Source organism: Streptomyces sp. NPDC028314, from assembly GCF_055565795.1.
The window spans coordinates 97,064-112,570 of the sequence record NZ_JBVHTP010000017.1 but is presented as its reverse complement, the minus strand read 5'-3'; the positions used below and the strand labels follow the sequence as shown (position 1 = coordinate 112,570).

Annotated in this window: 17 protein-coding genes; 10 read left to right on the top strand and 7 right to left on the bottom strand. The window is 72.4% G+C overall.

Translation table 11 applies throughout. From position 1 onward, the window contains the following. Positions 1-111 precede the first annotated feature (111 nt). A complete protein-coding gene (locus ACZ4TG_RS32200; protein WP_468169716.1) occupies positions 112-741 on the top strand; it encodes a hypothetical protein in 630 nt (209 codons plus the stop codon). A 220-nt stretch (positions 742-961) separates the two neighbouring features. Here the strand turns inward: ACZ4TG_RS32200 and bioD are convergent, their stop codons facing one another. The 3 genes from bioD to bioB are packed head-to-tail and all read right to left on the bottom strand — an operon-like array spanning position 962 to position 4,275. After that, positions 962-1,681, bottom strand: coding sequence for a dethiobiotin synthase (bioD, locus tag ACZ4TG_RS32195; RefSeq protein ID WP_468169713.1), 720 nt, complete (start codon positions 1,679-1,681; stop codon positions 962-964). A 1-nt stretch (position 1,682) separates the two neighbouring features. Next, a complete protein-coding gene (locus tag ACZ4TG_RS32190) occupies positions 1,683-3,005 on the bottom strand; it encodes an adenosylmethionine--8-amino-7-oxononanoate transaminase (RefSeq protein WP_468169711.1) in 1,323 nt (440 codons plus the stop codon). Beyond that, complete coding sequence (gene bioB / locus ACZ4TG_RS32185) at positions 2,998-4,275, bottom strand: biotin synthase BioB (protein WP_468169708.1); 1,278 nt, start codon at positions 4,273-4,275, stop codon at positions 2,998-3,000. Before bioB ends, ACZ4TG_RS32190 begins: the two co-directional genes overlap by 8 nt. 155 nt (positions 4,276-4,430) lie before the next feature. On the opposite strand from bioB, the gene ACZ4TG_RS32180 reads away from it, so the two are divergent. Continuing rightward, positions 4,431-5,603 (top strand): 8-amino-7-oxononanoate synthase, encoded by a 1,173-nt coding sequence (locus tag ACZ4TG_RS32180; protein ID WP_468169706.1) that lies wholly within the window; start codon positions 4,431-4,433, stop codon positions 5,601-5,603. Positions 5,604-5,616: 13 nt separating this feature from the next. Here ACZ4TG_RS32180 and ACZ4TG_RS32175 read toward each other — a convergent pair whose 3' ends face one another. Next, the gene (locus ACZ4TG_RS32175) at positions 5,617-5,838 is read right to left on the bottom strand and encodes a DUF397 domain-containing protein (RefSeq protein WP_468169704.1); all 222 of its coding nucleotides are present in this window, start codon (positions 5,836-5,838) and stop codon (positions 5,617-5,619) included. 12 nt (positions 5,839-5,850) lie between these two features. Continuing rightward, positions 5,851-6,735, bottom strand: a complete 885-nt coding sequence (locus ACZ4TG_RS32170) for a helix-turn-helix domain-containing protein (protein ID WP_468169701.1) — start codon at positions 6,733-6,735, stop codon at positions 5,851-5,853. A gap of 197 nt (positions 6,736-6,932) precedes the next feature. Between ACZ4TG_RS32170 and ACZ4TG_RS32165 the strand changes: the two genes are divergently transcribed. Next, positions 6,933-7,382 (top strand): ATP-binding protein, encoded by a 450-nt coding sequence (locus ACZ4TG_RS32165; protein ID WP_468169699.1) that lies wholly within the window; start codon positions 6,933-6,935, stop codon positions 7,380-7,382. An 83-nt stretch (positions 7,383-7,465) separates the two neighbouring features. Here ACZ4TG_RS32165 and ACZ4TG_RS32160 read toward each other — a convergent pair whose 3' ends face one another. Then, positions 7,466-7,858 carry a VOC family protein gene (locus ACZ4TG_RS32160; RefSeq protein ID WP_468169696.1) on the bottom strand — a complete coding sequence of 131 codons (393 nt, stop codon included), beginning with the start codon at positions 7,856-7,858 and terminating at the stop codon, positions 7,466-7,468. 330 nt (positions 7,859-8,188) lie between these two features. Here ACZ4TG_RS32160 and ACZ4TG_RS32155 point away from each other — a divergent pair, with 330 nt between their 5' ends. From ACZ4TG_RS32155 to ACZ4TG_RS32125, 7 genes are all read left to right on the top strand, one after another. Then, the gene (locus ACZ4TG_RS32155) at positions 8,189-8,491 is read left to right on the top strand and encodes an urease subunit gamma (protein WP_468169693.1); all 303 of its coding nucleotides are present in this window, start codon (positions 8,189-8,191) and stop codon (positions 8,489-8,491) included. 14 nt (positions 8,492-8,505) lie between these two features. Next, positions 8,506-8,817, top strand: coding sequence for an urease subunit beta (locus ACZ4TG_RS32150; protein ID WP_468169690.1), 312 nt, complete (start codon positions 8,506-8,508; stop codon positions 8,815-8,817). Further along, positions 8,810-10,531, top strand: a complete 1,722-nt coding sequence (locus tag ACZ4TG_RS32145) for an urease subunit alpha (RefSeq protein WP_468169687.1) — start codon at positions 8,810-8,812, stop codon at positions 10,529-10,531. Before ACZ4TG_RS32150 ends, ACZ4TG_RS32145 begins: the two co-directional genes overlap by 8 nt. Further along, positions 10,531-11,205, top strand: a complete 675-nt coding sequence (locus tag ACZ4TG_RS32140) for an urease accessory protein UreF (protein WP_468169684.1) — start codon at positions 10,531-10,533, stop codon at positions 11,203-11,205. Before ACZ4TG_RS32145 ends, ACZ4TG_RS32140 begins: the two co-directional genes overlap by 1 nt. An 83-nt stretch (positions 11,206-11,288) precedes the next feature. Further along, entirely contained in the window at positions 11,289-11,984 is a 696-nt protein-coding gene (gene ureG / locus ACZ4TG_RS32135) for an urease accessory protein UreG (protein WP_468169681.1), read from the top strand. Continuing rightward, complete coding sequence (locus tag ACZ4TG_RS32130; RefSeq protein WP_468169678.1) at positions 11,981-12,760, top strand: urease accessory protein UreD; 780 nt, start codon at positions 11,981-11,983, stop codon at positions 12,758-12,760. Before ureG ends, ACZ4TG_RS32130 begins: the two co-directional genes overlap by 4 nt. Positions 12,761-12,953: 193 nt before the next feature. Continuing rightward, positions 12,954-14,618, top strand: coding sequence for an alpha/beta hydrolase (locus ACZ4TG_RS32125; protein ID WP_468169675.1), 1,665 nt, complete (start codon positions 12,954-12,956; stop codon positions 14,616-14,618). 78 nt (positions 14,619-14,696) lie between these two features. On the opposite strand, the gene ACZ4TG_RS32120 is transcribed toward ACZ4TG_RS32125, so the two are convergent. After that, entirely contained in the window at positions 14,697-15,407 is a 711-nt protein-coding gene (locus tag ACZ4TG_RS32120; protein WP_468169672.1) for a lysophospholipid acyltransferase family protein, read from the bottom strand. Positions 15,408-15,507: the final 100 nt, after the last annotated feature.

Here is a 15,507-nt window from a genome sequence, read left to right as displayed (position 1 = left end):
GGGCCGGTTGCCGTGGGCGGCGGCAGAGGGTCCGGGTGTGGGGTGCGGGGTGATAATCGGGTTGTTTGCCCTGGGTGTTGGGGGCTGCCGCTGAACGAAACTGGAGAAGCCGTGACGTCCCGTACCATCCCGACCGGTGTTGTGCTGCTTGCGGCGGGGCTGCTGGCGCTGACGGCCTGTGGCACGACCAAGGCGGGGAGCGCCGTGAGCGGTTCGCCCGCCGCCGCCGGTTCGGCCGCCGGTTCGCCCGCCCCGGCGGAGTCCCCGGTGGCCCGGCACGACCGGCTCTTCCCGGAGGTGGCCTCGCGGTGCGCGGGCAAGGCGGGAGCGGCGTCGGCCAGTCCGGGCGCCGGGGCCGGCCCTGATGCCGGGACTCCGGCCGAGCTGCCGACCGACCCCGAGGCGCGGAAGTACGCGGAGAACCACGGCTACAAGGCGCAGGCCGGGCTGACCCCCGAGAGCACCTGCCGGGCCGATGCGCATGCCGCGCGGATCAAGGCGGCGCTGGCCGGGAAGGCCCTGCCGCAGACCGAGGCGGAGTTGGGCGGGGTACTGAAGGGGCTCGGCTACCCCGTTGCCGGCGGGGAGGTGTACCGGAGCGGGGGCGCGCTCGGGTTCGCCCTGTGGATTCCGGAGGCCGGGCCTTGTGTGACGGGGTCGCTGGTGGGCGGGGGCGCCACGGTGAAGGGGCACGGTCCGTACGCGGAGGGCGGCTGCCAGGAGCCGAAGGGCGGGCACTGAGGGGTTGCACCAGGGCCGTGCACTTCAGGCGCCGGCGCGGGCCGGGTGCGGCCGGCGCGCGCAGGATCGTGCCGGCGGGGGCTGCCGCTGCCGGTGAGCGCCGTGATCGGAGCGGCCCCGGGCTGCTCGGGCGGGCTCGGGCTGCTGCGGCTGAAGGATGTGCGGGCCGGTGGACCGGCTCGCCCCGGCCGTGGGTGGGTCGGCCGGGGCGGGCGTCGGGTCAGGGGCGCCAGGTGTCGAGGAACGCCGGCTGGGACCAGGTGCCGTGGAGCGGCGGGGCCAGCCAACTGGGGGCCGCCGTACGGAAGGTGGCCGGTGCCAGGGCGCCCGAGGCCTCCGGGACGGCGCCCAGGAGCGGGAGCCGCGCCGACTTCGGGAGGTCGGCCAGGTTGCAGCGCGACGCCAGGTCCGGGTCGGCGGGCCAGCTGCCGACGACCACGCCCAGCGGGGTCAGCGACCGGGCGCGGAGGGCCTCCGCGGTGAGGGTGGTGGAGTTCAGCGTGCCGAGTCCCGCCGGGGCGACGATCAGCACGGGGGCGTCGAGGAGCCGGGCCGCGTCGGCCAGGGTGTTGCCCTCCTCGTCGAAGCGGACCAGCAGGCCGCCGGCGCCCTCGACCAGGACCAGGTCGTGCGTGCGGGCCAGGCGCCGCGCGGCCTCGGCGACGGCGGCGGGGGAGACCGGCGGCAGGCCCGCGCGGCGCGCCGCGGTGTCCGGGGCCAAGGGCTCCGGGTAGCGGGCCAGTTCCTCGGCCGATACGGAGGGGCCGGCCAGCCGGACGACTTCCGCCGCGTCACCCGGTTCGTCCGGGCCGACACCCGTCTGGGCGGGCTTGAGCACCGCCACCGACCGGCCGGCGGCCACCGCGGCCGTGGCGATGGCCGCGGTGGTCACCGTCTTGCCGATCTCCGTTCCGGTGCCGGAGATCATCAGAATCGTCATGTCAGCCCTCCTGGGCCGCCGCGCACACCGCACGGCAGATGCGGGCCACGTCGGCGTCGCCCGTGACGAACGGGGGCATCGTGTAGATCAGGTCGCGGAACGGCCGCAGCCAGACCCCTTCCCGGACCGCCGCCCGGGTGGCGGCGGCGATGTCCACGGGATGGTCGAGCTGGACGACGCCGATCGCGCCCAAGACTCGTACGTCCCGGACCCCGGGGAGGGCCGCGGCCGGGGCCAGGCCTTCCACCAGCCCGGCCTCCAGGCGCTTGATCTCCCGCTGCCAGTCCTGACCCAGCAGCAGGTCGATCGAGGCCGTCGCCACCGCCGTGGCCAGGGGGTTGCCCATGAAGGTCGGCCCGTGGGCCAGCACCGGCACCTCACCCTGCGAGATCCCGTCGGCCACCCGCTCCGTGCACAGCGTCGCGGAGAGGGTGAGGTAGCCGCCGGTCAGGGCCTTGCCCAGGCACATCACGTCCGGGGTGATCTGCGCGTGTTCCGCCGCGAACAACGCGCCCGTGCGGCCGAAGCCCGTGGCGATCTCGTCCAGGACGAGAAGGACGCCGTACTCGTCGCACAGCTCCCGCAGCACCCGCAGGTACGCCGGGTTGTGGAACTGCATGCCGCCCGCGCCCTGGACCACGGGCTCCACGATCACGGCCGCCAGCTCGTCCGCGTGGGCCGAGATCAGGGAGCGCAGGTGGGCCACGTACGAGGGGTCCACGGGTGCGTCGAAGCCGACGGGCGGGGCGTCCGCGAACACCTGGCGCGGGAGCACCCCCGACCACAGCTCGTGCATGCCGCCCTCGGGGTCGCAGACGGCCATCGGCTGCCAGGTGTCCCCGTGGTAGCCGCCGCGCCAGGTGAGCAGCCGGGTCTTGCCGGGGCGGCCCACGGAACGCCAGTACTGGAGACACATCTTCACGGCGACCTCGACGGCGACCGATCCCGAGTCGGCGAGGAAGACGTGCTCCAGGCCGGCCGGGGTGATCTCGACGAGCCTGGCCGCCAGCCGGACGGCGGGCTCATGGGTGAGGCCGCCGAACATGACGTGCGACATCCGGCCGAGCTGGGCGGTCGCGGCCTCGTTCAGCACCGGGTGGTTGTAGCCGTGGATGGCCGACCACCAGGAGGACATGCCGTCGACCAGCTCCTCCTGCCCCTGGGAGGGGGCGGCGAGCTTCAGCCGGATTCCCGAGGCCGAGGCGACGACCAGCGGGTCCTGCCGCCCCGGCATGGGGCTGTACGGGTGCCAGACGTGCTGCCGGTCCAGCGCGACCAGGTCGGCGGCCGGCAGCACGTCGTGCGGGTGGTGCTGATCAGGCATTGGGGGCGACATCCGTCCCCGCGCCGCGTCGGCGTACCGCCACCAGCTCCGGGCGGACCTCGCCGGCCTCGGCCTGCGCCGGGGCGGCCTCCGGACGAGCGGCCGCGGCGACGGCCGCCGGCTCCGCGTGCCCGGCGCAGCCGCCGCACGCCGAACCGCAACCGGCCTCCTGCGCGGAGCCCGCGCCGGCCGAAGAACCGCAGACCGGGGCCCCGCCGCCGTGCGAGCCGCAGCCCCCGGCCGCGACGGGCTCGGCCGCCGCGTCGGAGCGGTGCGCGGGAAGGGTCTGCGTACCGGCGCCCTCCACCTCGAAACCGGCGTCCGCGATCATGTCGAGGTCGGCCTGACCGGCCTGGCCCTCACTGGTGAGGTAGTCGCCGAGGAAGATCGAGTTGACGATCTGCAGGGCCAGCGGCTGCATCGAGCGCAGGTGGACCTCGCGCCCGCCGGCCAGCCGGACCTCGACGTCGGGGCAGACGAACCGCGCCATCGCCAGGATCCGCAGGCAGCGCTGGGGGGTGAGGTTCCACTCCTTGGCCAGCGGGGTGCCCTCGAAGGGGATCAGGAAGTTGACCGGCACCGAGTCCGCGTCCAGCTCGCGCAGCGAGAAGACGACGTCGACCAGGTCCTCGTCGGTCTCGCCCATGCCCGCGATCAGACCCGAGCAGGCGGAGAGACCGGCGCCGTGCGCCTTCTGCACGGTGTCGACGCGGTCCGCGTACGTGTGGGTCTTGGTGATCTGCCCGTACGTGGCCTCGGAGGTGTTGAGGTTGTGGTTGTAGGCATCCGCCCCCGCGTCCCTCAGACGCTCCGCCTGGCCGTCCGAGAGCAGACCCAGGCAGGCGCAGACCTCGATGCCCTCGTTCTGCTCCTTGATGGCCTCGATCGTCTTGCCGACCCGGTCGACGTCACGGTCCGTCGGACCGCGGCCGCTCGCCACCAGGCAGACCCGCTTGGCACCGCCCGCGACGCCCGCCGCGGCGGCCTGGGAGGCCTCCTCCGGCTTCAGCCACGTGTACTTCAGGATCTCCGCCGTCGAGCCGAGGCGCTGGGAACAGTACGAGCAGTCCTCCGGGCAGAGCCCCGATTTCAGGTTGACCAGGTAATTGAGCTTCACTCTGCGGCCGAACCACTGGCGGCGTACCTTGCCGGCCGCGGCCACCACGTCGAGCAGATCGTCGTCAGAGGTCGCCAGCACGGCGAGTGCTTCTTCGCGGGTCGGCAGCTCGCGCCGCAGCCCCTTGTCCACCAGGGTGTTCAGCAGGTCCATGAAGCCGATCCTGGACCACACGGGCACTCCCGGCCAAGGAGAGATCGGACAACATGGCCGGAACGGAGTGTGTGGATCGCCACATCTGCCCCTCAAGTGGCGGCAGCTAGGGTCGAGCAGATCTGTCGACAGCCGACAAAACGCGAGGATCGCCGATGCCCGAGCACACTCCGGAACCCGAGGACGTCTTCGCCTGGATCGATGGCGAGGAGCAGGCACGTGAGCAGGCAGGACTGGTGCGCACGCTGCGGCCCCGGCCGTCCGACTCGCCGCTCCTGGACCTCGCCAGCAACGACTACCTCGGACTCTCCCGGCACCCCGAGACCATCCGCGGTGCCCGGGAGGCGGCCGAGCGCTGGGGCGCGGGCGCCACTGGATCCCGTCTTGTGACGGGTACGACCGAGCTTCATGCCCAGCTCGAGCAGGAGCTGGCGGCCTTCTGCGGGTTCGAGGCGGCATTGGTGCTTTCGTCCGGCTATGCCGCCAATCTGGCCGCGGTCACCGCGCTGAGCGGCCGGGGCACCCTGGTCGTCTCCGACGCCGGGAACCACGCGTCGATCGTCGACGGCTGCCGGCTCTCCCGCGCGGAGATCGCCGTCACCCCGCACGGCGACCCGGACATCGCGCGCAAGGCCCTCGCAGGGCACGAGGGCCGCGCCCTGCTGGTCAGCGATTCGGTCTTCTCCGTGGACGGGGACGCCGCTCCGCTCGTGGAGTACGCGGCCGCCTGCCGCGCCGAGGGTGCCGCGCTGGTCGTGGACGACGCCCACGGGCTGGGCGTCCTCGGTGAGGGCGGCCGTGGCGCACTGCACGCCGTGGGGCTCGCGGGCGCGCCGGGGGTGGTCGCCACGATGACCCTCTCGAAGTCCCTGGGCAGCCAGGGCGGCGCCGTGCTCGGGCCGGCCAAGGTGATCCGGCACCTGATCAACACGGCCCGGACCTTCATCTTCGACACCGGGCTGGCCCCGGCCGCCGCCGGCGCCGCCCTCGCGAGCCTGCGCCTGCTCCAGCGGGAGCCGGAACGCGCGGACCGGGCCCGCGAGGTGGCAGCCGCGCTGTACGGGCGGCTCACCGCGTCCGGCCTGACCGCGGCCCGGCCGGACGCGGCCGTGGTGTCGGTACGGGCCCCGTCGGCTTCGGCGGCACTGCGCTGGGCCGCCGACTGCCGCGAGGCAGGACTGTCCGTGGGGTGCTTCCGGCCGCCGTCCGTGCCGGACGGCATCTCCCGGCTGCGGCTGACCGCCCGGGCGGATCTCACGGGGGACGAGATCGACCGGGCCGTCGCGGTGATCCTGCGTACCGCACCCGCCGGAGCCACGGACCGCTAGGACGGCAGGCGTGTCACGCGAGCACCTGTGTCCGTACGGAAGCGAGGAAGCCGTCCCAGGCCGGCCCGGTGAAGAGCACCGCCGGGCCGTCCGTCCGCTTGGAGTCGCGGACGGCGAGCAGACCGTCGCCGAGGACGGCGGCTTCCACGCAGTTGTTCATTCCGGTGCTGCGGCTGCTCCGCCGCCACCGCGCGCTGATCAGAAGTCCGCTGGTGGATAAGGGGGTTGCGGACACGGGGGTGCCTCCTTACGCGTCGTCAGCGATAGAGCTGATGAGATCCGACGAGTCCTGGGGCGGGAGGGCGTGCGCCTGGATGGTGCGGAACGCGGCGCTGTACGCCTCGAGGTCTTCCTTCCGCTCCAGATAGAGGCTACTCGTCAAATGGTCGAGGACCACCACATCCAGATCGGCGATGTTCGGAAATGAGAAAATTACGAACGGTCCGGTGAGGCCGAGATGGCCCCCCACGCTGAACGGCAGCACCTGCAGGCGCACTTGGGGCAGCCGTGACACCTCCACCAGATGCCGCAGCTGCTCCTCCATCACCCCCGGCCCCCCGATCTGCCGCCGCAGTACGGCCTCGTCCAGTACGGCGCTCAGCTGCAGCGGCGGGTCCGTCCGCAGCACCGACTGCCGTGCCAGCCGTACGTCGACCAGCGCGTCCACCTTCGGTTCCGGCAGCCCGCCCAGCGCTGCCCTGGTCACGGCACGCGCGTAACCGGGGGTCTGCAACAGGCCCGGCACCACCGAGAGTTCGACGGTCCGGGCCGCCCGGGCGCCGGCCTCCAGGCTGATGAAGTCCCGGTACTCCTGCGGCAGCAGCCCCCGGTAGTCGTGCCACCACTGGCGGCCGCGCACGGTGTCCCCGCCCGGGCCGGGGCCGGCCGCCGAGGCGCCCAGGGCCTCCAGGAGCGCCCGCTGCTGGGCGCTCACCACATCGCCGTAGGCGTCGAGCAGCAGCCTGATGTCCGCCGTCTTCACGCCACTGCGGCCCGTCTCGATGCGGCTGATTTTCGACTGATGCCACCCGACGATCCGGGCCGCCTCACCGCTGGTGAGCCCGGACCGGTCGCGGAGCGCTCGCAGTTCCTCGCCGAGCTTGCGTCGGCGCACCGCGGGACCGTGCTGCATACCCGCTCTCCTTCCACCGGCACAGCTCGCACCAGTTTGTCGTCCAAATACGCTCTTCCGTAGCAGAGTTCACCGCATTGAGCGACAGATATATGCATATCTTGGGGGAACGGCAGAAACGGCGGCACGATGGGTGGCACTCTTGCGCTCAGCGTAGATCCGGGGCGGTTCCGCTCCGGTGGGAAAGGGACGTCGCCATGGCAGATCACCAGGAAGCATCCGTAACTCTGCCGAGCGACCCGGCCTCGGTCGCCACTGCCCGCCGGTACGTCGCCGAGGTGCTCGGCGAATGGGGACTGCCCGAGGAATCCGAGACCGCCGACACCGTCCGGCTGATCGTCTCGGAACTCGCGACCAATTCTGTACAGCACACTTTCGGCCAGTCGCCCACCTTCACCGTCGACGTCCGGCTGGAGCGCGGCGAATGGCTGCGCGTCGGGGTGACCGACAGCCACCCGCGCTGGCCGCGGCGGCTCCCGGCCGCCGTCCAGCAGGACAACGGCCGGGGGATGGTCATCATCCGCTGGCTGGCCGCCGAGGCGGGCGGACGGCTCTCCGTCGCACCGACCGAGGACGGCGGCAAGACCGTGTGGATCGCGCTGCCCTGGACCGTGGTGGCCTCCGCCGCCAGCCCCACCGGCTGTTGACGCCGGCCGGCGCCCGCGCCCGCGCGGTCCTTCGTCGTCCGGTGGACGCGCGCGGCGGGCCCTTCGGCGTCGGCCCCTTCGGCTCAGACCAGGTCGCGTTCGGCCGCGCTGCGCTCGACGCACAACTCGTTGCCCTCCGGGTCGGCGAGCACCACCCAGCCCATGACCCCGTCCTCGGCCCGCCGGTCGTCCACGATCCGCGCACCGAGGCCGATCAGCCGCTCGACCGTCTCGTCGCGCGTGCCGACGGGCGGCTGGATGTCCAGGTGGACGCGGTTCTTGACGGACTTGGCGTCCGGGACCCGGATGAACAGCAGTCCCGGCACCCCGGGCTGGCCCGGTTCCAGCAGGACCTCGTCGTCCCCCTCCACGTCGTCCGGGTGGATCGGGTAACCGGTCACGGCCGACCAGAACTCCGCGACCTTGTAGGGGTCGAGGGCGTCGAAGGTGATGTGACGGACAGGGTTGAGAAACATGGATCTCCTCCGGAGGTCCCCCGGCCGCGGACGGGGGATGGTTTCCGTATACGGAACCGGGCAGAGGCCGTCCCGGAGTTGAACCGGGTGCCTGCTCGAAACGTGGGTTAACTCGGCGGAAAACTACGGGCCCTAGTGTTGGCGTCCGTGGTCCTTTCCCCAATGATCACCCACGGACCGGCAAAGCGGCGGTGATCGGGACGGAAAGCCTCTCTCTGCGTTGGGCAAGACATGCTTGGCACGGATATGCGCAGGTCAACAAAGCGTTGAAGGCGACTACTGTCGCCCCCGGCGCGATGTTGATCTTGTCCCGGAAGCTTGGTGATACGTGTGCAATTGACACCGCATGAGCAGGAGAGACTGCTCATCCACGTGGCGGCCGATGTGGCCGAGAAGCGCAAGGCGCGCGGGGTGCGCCTCAATCACCCCGAGGCGCTGGCCCTGATCACCTCGCACATCCTCGAAGGGGCCCGTGACGGGCGGACGGTGGCCGAACTGATGGCCTCCGGCCGCGCCGTCCTCGGCCGCGAAGAGGTGATGGAGGGGATCCCCGAGATGATCCACGACGTTCAGGTCGAGGCGACCTTCCCGGACGGCACGAAGCTCGTCACCGTCCACGATCCGATCGTCTGAAGGGGAGTACGCACATGATCCCCGGCGAAATCCGCTTCGGGGACGGTCCGGTGCGCCTCAACGAAGGCCGCCCCGTCACCCGTCTCACCGTGCTCAACGCCGCCGACCGGCCCGTCCAGGTCGGCTCGCACTACCACTTCGCCGAGGCCAACCCCGGCCTCGACTTCGACCGCACCGCCGCCCGCGGGCTCCGGCTCAACATCGCCGCCGGTACCGCAGTCCGCTTCGAGCCGGGCATCCCGGTCGCGGTGGAACTCGTACCGCTGGGCGGACTGCGCACCGTACCGGGACTGCGCGGGGAGACCGGAGGGCCGCTCGATGGCTGAGGTATCGCGCCAGGTGTACGCCGACCTCTTCGGGCCGACGGCAGGGGACCGCATCCGGCTCGCCGACACCGACCTCTTCGTGGAGATCGAGCAGGACCTGAGCGGGGGGCCCGGACGCTCCGGCGACGAGGCCGTGTTCGGCGGCGGCAAGGTCATCCGCGAGTCCATGGGGCAGGCCCGCACCACCCGGGCCGAGGGCGCCCCCGACACGGTGATCACCGGTGTCGTCGTCCTCGACCACTGGGGCATCGTCAAGGCCGACATCGCCATCCGCGACGGCCGCATCTGCGGCATCGGCAAGGCCGGCAACCCCGACACCATGGACGGGGTGGACCCCGCCCTCGTCATCGGCCCCGAGACAGAGATCATCGCGGGCAACGGGAAGATCGTCACCGCCGGCGCCATCGACGCGCACGTGCACTTCATCTCCCCGACCGTCATCGACGAGGCCCTCGCCTCCGGCATCACCACCCTGGTCGGCGGCGGAACCGGACCCGCCGAAGGCTCGAAGGCCACCACCGTCACCCCCGGACCCTGGCACCTGGCCCGGATGTTCGCGGCGCTGGAGGCCTACCCCGTCAACATCGGCCTGCTCGGCAAGGGCAACACCATGTCCCGCGAGGGCATGTACTCCCAACTGCGCGGCGGAGCCCTCGGCTTCAAGATCCACGAGGACTGGGGGGCCACCCCCGCCGTCATCGACGCCTGCCTGAGCGTCTGCGAGGAGACCGGCGCCCAGGTCGCCATCCACACCGACACCCTGAACGAGGCCGGGTTCGTCGCGGACACCCTCGCCGCGATCGACGGCCGGACCATCCACTCGTACCACACCGAGGGCGCGGGCGGCGGGCACGCACCCGACATCATCACCGTGGTCTCCGAGCCCAACATCCTGCCCAGCTCCACCAACCCCACCCGGCCGCACACCGTCAACACCGTCGAGGAGCACCTCGACATGCTGATGGTCTGTCACCACCTCAACCCGGCCGTCCCCGAGGACCTCGCCTTCGCGGAATCCCGGATCAGACCCTCCACCATCGCCGCCGAGGACGTACTGCACGACCTCGGGGCCATCTCCATCATCTCCTCCGACTCCCAGGCCATGGGCCGCGTCGGAGAGGTCGTGCTGCGCACCTGGCAGACCGCCCACGTGATGAAGAAGCGGCGCGGCTTCCTGCCCGGTGACGGACCCGCGGACAACCACCGGGCCCGCCGCTACGTCGCCAAGTACACGATCAACCCGGCCGTGGCCCAGGGCCTCGCCCGCGAGATCGGCTCGGTCGAGACCGGCAAGCTCGCCGACCTGGTGCTGTGGAACCCCGCGTTCTTCGGCGTCAAGCCCGAGCTCGTCATCAAGGGCGGCCAGATCGCCTACGCGCAGATGGGCGACGCCAACGCCTCCATCCCGACCCCGCAGCCGGTGCTGCCCCGCCCGATGTTCGGCAGCCACGGGCGCGCCCCCGCGCTGAACTCGCTGAACTTCACGGCACAGGCCGCGCTCGACGACGCACTGCCCGAGCGGCTCGGACTGGGCAAGCAGTTCGTGGCCATCGAGAGCACCCGCAAGGTGGGCAAGGCGGACATGCGCAACAACGACGCCATGCCCCGGGTCGAGGTGGACGCCGACACGTTCACCGTCACCATCGACGGGGACGTGGTGGAGCCGGCACCCGCCGTGGAACTGCCCATGGCCCAGAGATACTTCCTCTTCTGATGAGCCTCGCCGCACTGCTCGTCCTCGCGGACGGCCGCTTCCCTGCCGGGGGTCACGCCCACTCCGGCGGGGCGGAGGCCGCCTGCAAGGCGGGCCGGATCCACGACGCCGACAGCCTCGCCGACTTCTGCCGGGGCCGGCTCCACACCGCCGGCCTCGTCGCCGCCGGACTCGCCGCGGCCGCCGCCCTCGGGCTCGACCCGGCGGAGCTCGACGACGCGGCCGACGCCCGCACGCCCTCGCCCGCGCTGCGCACCGCCGCGCGCCGGCTCGGCCGGCAGCTGCTGCGGGCCGCCCGGGCCACCTGGCCCGCCGCCGAACTGGACGCCCTGGCCGACGCGTTCCCGCGCGGGGCCCACCAGCCCGTGGTGCTCGGCGTCACGGCCCGGGCGGCCGGGCTCGGGCCCCTGGACGCCGCGCACGTGGCGGCGTACGAGAGCGTCAGCGGCCCCGCCACCGCGACGGTGCGGCTGCTGGGCCTGGACCCCTTCGAGGCGAGCTGGGTACTGGCCCGGCTCGCACCCGAGCTCGACGCGGTGTCCGCCCGGGCCGCGGGCGCCGCACTGCTCGCCCGCGAGGAGGGGGTCCACGCGCTGCCCGCGGCCTCCTCGCCGCTGCTGGACATCTCGGCGCAGGCCCATGCCGACTGGCCGGTACGGCTCTTCGCCTCCTGAGCAGCCCTGAGCAGCCATGAGCAACCCCCGAGCTGCCCCCGAGTCCTCCCGACCTCACCACCTCACCACCTCCAGGAGCCCCCATGCACCTCGATCCGGGCGTGACCTATCCGCACCGCCACACCCACAGCGCCGCCCCCCTCCGCGCCGACGGAACGCGCCGGGCCCTGCGCGTCGGACTCGGCGGCCCCGTCGGCTCCGGTAAGACCGCCACCGTCGCGGCACTCTGCCGCGCGCTGCGCGCCGAACTGTCCATGGCCGTCGTCACCAACGACATCTACACCCGCGAGGACGCCGAGTTCCTGCTGCGCGAGGCCGTCCTGCCGCCCGAGCGGATCGCCGCCGTGGAGACCGGCGCCTGCCCGCACACCGCCATCCGCGACGACATCTCCGCCAACCTGGAGGCCGTGGAGGAACTGGAGGAGGCCTTCCGGCAGAGCGCCCCGCTCGACCTGATCCTCGTCGAGTCCGGCGGCGACAACCTCACCGCCACCTTCTCCCGGGGCCTCGTCGACGCCCAGATCTTCGTCATCGACGTGGCCGGCGGGGACGACATCCCCCGCAAGGGCGGCCCCGGCGTCACCACCGCCGACCTGCTCATCGTCAACAAGACCGACCTCGCCCCGTACGTCGGCTCCGACCTGGACCGGATGGCACGCGACGCCGCCGAGCAGCGGGGCGAACTCCCCGTCGCCTTCCAGTCCCTGCGCGGCCCCGAGGGCGTCGCGCCGGTGGCCGACTGGGTGCGCGAGCGGATCGCCGCCTGGGTCGTACGGTGACCACCGCACCGGTCGTCCCCGCGGCCGGCCTGCGCGCCACCGCCCGGATCGGAGCCGTCGCCGACGGGCGCGGCGGTACCGCCCTGCCCCTCCTGGCCGGCGAAGGGCCCCTCGCGCTGCGCCGCGTCCGGGGCGAGGGCGCCGAGGCCGGGGTCATGCTGGTCGGCGCGATGAGCGCGCCGCTCGGCGGGGACCGGCTCAGGATCGAGGCGAGCGCCGGCCCGGGGGCCCGGCTCGGGCTCCGCTCGGCGGCGGCCACCTTGGCACTGCCCGGCCGGGACGGGGAACCCGCACGGTACGACGTACGGCTGGAGCTGGCCGAGGAGGCGCGGGTGCGGTGGCTGCCGGAGCCGCTGGTCTCCGTGCGCGGCAGCGATCTGCGGATCACCACCCGCGCCGAACTGGCCCCCACCGCCCGCCTCCTGCTGCGCGAGGAACAGGTGCTGGGCCGTACCGGGGAGGCGCCCGGCCTGCTGTGCAGCCGGCTCACCGTCACCCGGGGCGGCCGCCCGCTGCTGGACCAGGAGCTGGCCTGCGGGCCGGGAGCCCCGGGCGGCTGGGACGGTCCGGCGGGGGTCGCGGGCCACCGGGCGCTCGGTCAGCTGCTCGTCGTGGACCCGGACTTCGCGCAGGCTCCGCCCGAGGCCGCCGTACTCGGTGAGTTCGCCGCGGTCACCCCGCTCCGCGGTCCGGCCGTGCTGGTGACGGCCCTGGCCCCGGACGCGCTCCGGTTGCGCGAACTGCTCGACGGGGCCTGCCGGGCTTACGGCTGGTGAGAGGAAGGAAGAGCCGGGGCGAACCGGACACCGCTCAGCGGTACACACCTTTCCGGTTATCGGGTTGGCAAAGAACCGGACCGCGCACTGTTGTCCGGTGCGGGTCAGGCGCAAGGATCCCCCTGCACGCCGACGACCGAACCCGACCGAACCCGGCCGCCCACGGCGGCACATACGCAGGGGGAACAACCACGTGATACGCACCGCGGCGCTGGGGAGCGCCGCCACTTTGATCACCGGCACGCTGGCGGCGAGCCTGCTGCTGGCGCCGTCCGCCTCGGCGGCCACGGCCGGCCGCGACAACGGGTCCGCCGAGGCGATCGGCGTCCAGATCGCCGCCGCCCGCGCGGCCCGTACCGGGATCGAGTGGAAGGACTGTCCTGCCGACTGGGGCTTCGAGAAGCCGATCCAGTGCGGCTGGGTCAAGGTCCCGCTCGACTACACCAAGCCCTTCGGCAAGACCATCGAGCTCGCGGTCGACCGGATCGGCAGCACCGGCACCAAGGAGGAGCGCCAGGGCGCGCTCGTCTACAACCCCGGCGGCCCCGGCGGTTCCGGCATGCGCTTCCCGCGCCGCGTCACCACCAAGAGCCCGCTGTGGACCAACACCTCCAAGGCGTACGACTTCGTGGGCTTCGACCCCCGCGGTGTCGGCCACTCCGCGCCGATCTCCTGCATCGACCCCCAGGAGTTCGTCAAGGCCCCCAAGGCCGACCCGGTCCCGTCCAACGAGGCCGACAAGCGCGCCCAGCGCAAGCTCGCCGCCGAGTACGCGGACGGCTGCAAGGAGCGCAGCGGCGAGATGCTGCCGCACATGACCACGACGAACACCGCGCGCGACCTGGACGTCATCCGGGCCGCCCTCGGCGAGCAGAAGCTCAACTACCTCGGCGTCTCCTACGGCACCTACCTCGGCGGGGTCTACGCGACCCTGTTCCCGACCCACGTGCGCCGCATGATCGTCGACAGCGTGGTCGACCCGGACCAGGACAACATCTGGTACGAGGCCAACCTGGGCCAGGACGTGGCCTTCCAGACCCGCTGGAACGACTGGCAGGACTGGGTCGCCAAGAACGACTCCGTCTTCCACATCGGCGACACCCGCGCCAAGGTCGAGGCGAAGTACCAGGAGCTGCGCGCCACCGCCAAGGCGAACCCGATCGGCGGGGTCGTCGGCCCGGCCGAGCTCATCGGCTTCTTCCAGGGCGCCCCGTACTACGACACCTCCTGGGTGCCCGTCGCCCAGACCTGGAGCAAGTACCTCGCCGGTGACACCCAGGCGCTGGTCGACGCGATCGCCCCGGACATGACCGACATCCAGGGCAACATCGCGTCGGAGAACGGCAACGCCGTCTACACCGCCGTCGAGTGCGCCGACGCCAAGTGGCCCACCAGCTGGGCCAAGTGGGACCGGGACAACACCAAGCTGCACCAGAAGTACCCGTTCCTGACCTGGTCCAACGCGTGGATGAACCTCCCCTGCGCGACCTGGAAGTCCAAGCAGAGCACCCCGATCGAGGTCGGCGCCAAGCGCGGCCTGCCGCCGGTCCTGATCGTCCAGTCCGAGCGCGACGCGGCCACGCCGTACGAGGGCGCGGTCTCGCTGCACCGCCGCCTGGCCGGCTCGCGCCTGATCACCGAGCAGAACGCGGGCTCGCACGGTGTCACCAGCCTGGTGAACCCCTGCATCAACACCCGTGTGGACACCTACCTGCTCACCGGCAAGGTCGACGCCAAGGACGTGAAGTGCGCCCCGCACGCCACGCCCGTCGCGCCCGCTCCGGCCGCCGCGAAGTCGCTCGCCCAGGCCCCGGGTGCGGACCTCCCGGCGCGTGAGGAGCTCCCGGCCGTTCGCTAGGGCCGCAAGCGGAACCTCCGTACGAAACCCGTCCGCACGCACGCGTGCGGGCGAAGGACACAGGCACCGGGAGAAGGCCTAGCGCGTCCTGCGCCGGGCCTTCTTCCGTGCCTGCTCCTCCTCGGCCTTGACCTCGGCGGCGTAGCGGTCGACGTACTCCTGCCCGGACAGGCCGAGTACCGCGTACATGATCTCGTCGGTGACGGCCCGCAGCACGGCCCGCTCGGACTCCATCCCCGCGTACCGCGAGAAGTCCAGCGGACGGCCGAAGCGGATCGTGACCCGCCGGATCTTCGGGATCTTCTGCCCGGGCGGCTGGATCTCGAAGGTGCCGACCATCGCGCAGGGCACCACCGGCACCCCGGCGGTGAGCGCCATCGACGCCACACCGACCTTGCCCTTGTACAGCCGTCCGTCGTGCGAGCGGGTGCCCTCCGGGTAGATGCCGAGCAGCTCGCCCTTGGCCAGTACCGCTAGCCCCTCGCGCAGGGCCGCCTTGCCGGCCTCCTTGCCCGAGCGGTCCACCGGGATCTGCCCGGCGCTGCGGAAGAAGGCGGCGGTCAGCCGCCCCTTGACCCCGGGGCCGGTGAAGTACTCGGCCTTCGCCAGGAAGGTGATCCGCCGCTTCAGGATCGCGGGCATCAGGAAATGGTCGGAGAAGGACAGATGGTTGCCCGCGACGATCGCGGCGCCTTCCTGCGGGATGTTCTCGAGACCCTCGATCCGCGGCCTGAACAGCAGCCGCAGCAGTGGACCGAGCAACACGTGCTTGAGCAAGTGGTAGAACACCGGGGCAGTTCCCTTCACCTGGCAGTCAGGTCAGTGTGGCGCAACCCGTGCCGGATGGGCACGGCGCACGCATGGACTTGCGCTGCCAGATAGAACGGAT

Bases quoted from the DNA above. Each gene is read 5' to 3' on its own strand.
- ACZ4TG_RS32145 (WP_468169687.1), top strand. From the start codon at position 8,810: ATGGCTGAGGTATCGCGCCAGGTGTACGCCGACCTCTTCGGGCCGACG.
- ACZ4TG_RS32165 (WP_468169699.1), top strand. From the start codon at position 6,933: ATGGCAGATCACCAGGAAGCATCCGTAACTCTGCCGAGCGACCCGGCC.
- ACZ4TG_RS32190 (WP_468169711.1), bottom strand. From the start codon at position 3,005: ATGCCTGATCAGCACCACCCGCACGACGTGCTGCCGGCCGCCGACCTG.
- ACZ4TG_RS32140 (WP_468169684.1), top strand. From the start codon at position 10,531: ATGAGCCTCGCCGCACTGCTCGTCCTCGCGGACGGCCGCTTCCCTGCC.
- ACZ4TG_RS32170 (WP_468169701.1), bottom strand. From the start codon at position 6,735: ATGCAGCACGGTCCCGCGGTGCGCCGACGCAAGCTCGGCGAGGAACTG.
- ACZ4TG_RS32180 (WP_468169706.1), top strand. From the start codon at position 4,431: ATGCCCGAGCACACTCCGGAACCCGAGGACGTCTTCGCCTGGATCGAT.
- bioD (WP_468169713.1), bottom strand. From the start codon at position 1,681: ATGACGATTCTGATGATCTCCGGCACCGGAACGGAGATCGGCAAGACG.
- ACZ4TG_RS32150 (WP_468169690.1), top strand. From the start codon at position 8,506: ATGATCCCCGGCGAAATCCGCTTCGGGGACGGTCCGGTGCGCCTCAAC.
- ACZ4TG_RS32160 (WP_468169696.1), bottom strand. From the start codon at position 7,858: ATGTTTCTCAACCCTGTCCGTCACATCACCTTCGACGCCCTCGACCCC.
- bioB (WP_468169708.1), bottom strand. From the start codon at position 4,275: ATGGACCTGCTGAACACCCTGGTGGACAAGGGGCTGCGGCGCGAGCTG.
- ureG (WP_468169681.1), top strand. From the start codon at position 11,289: ATGCACCTCGATCCGGGCGTGACCTATCCGCACCGCCACACCCACAGC.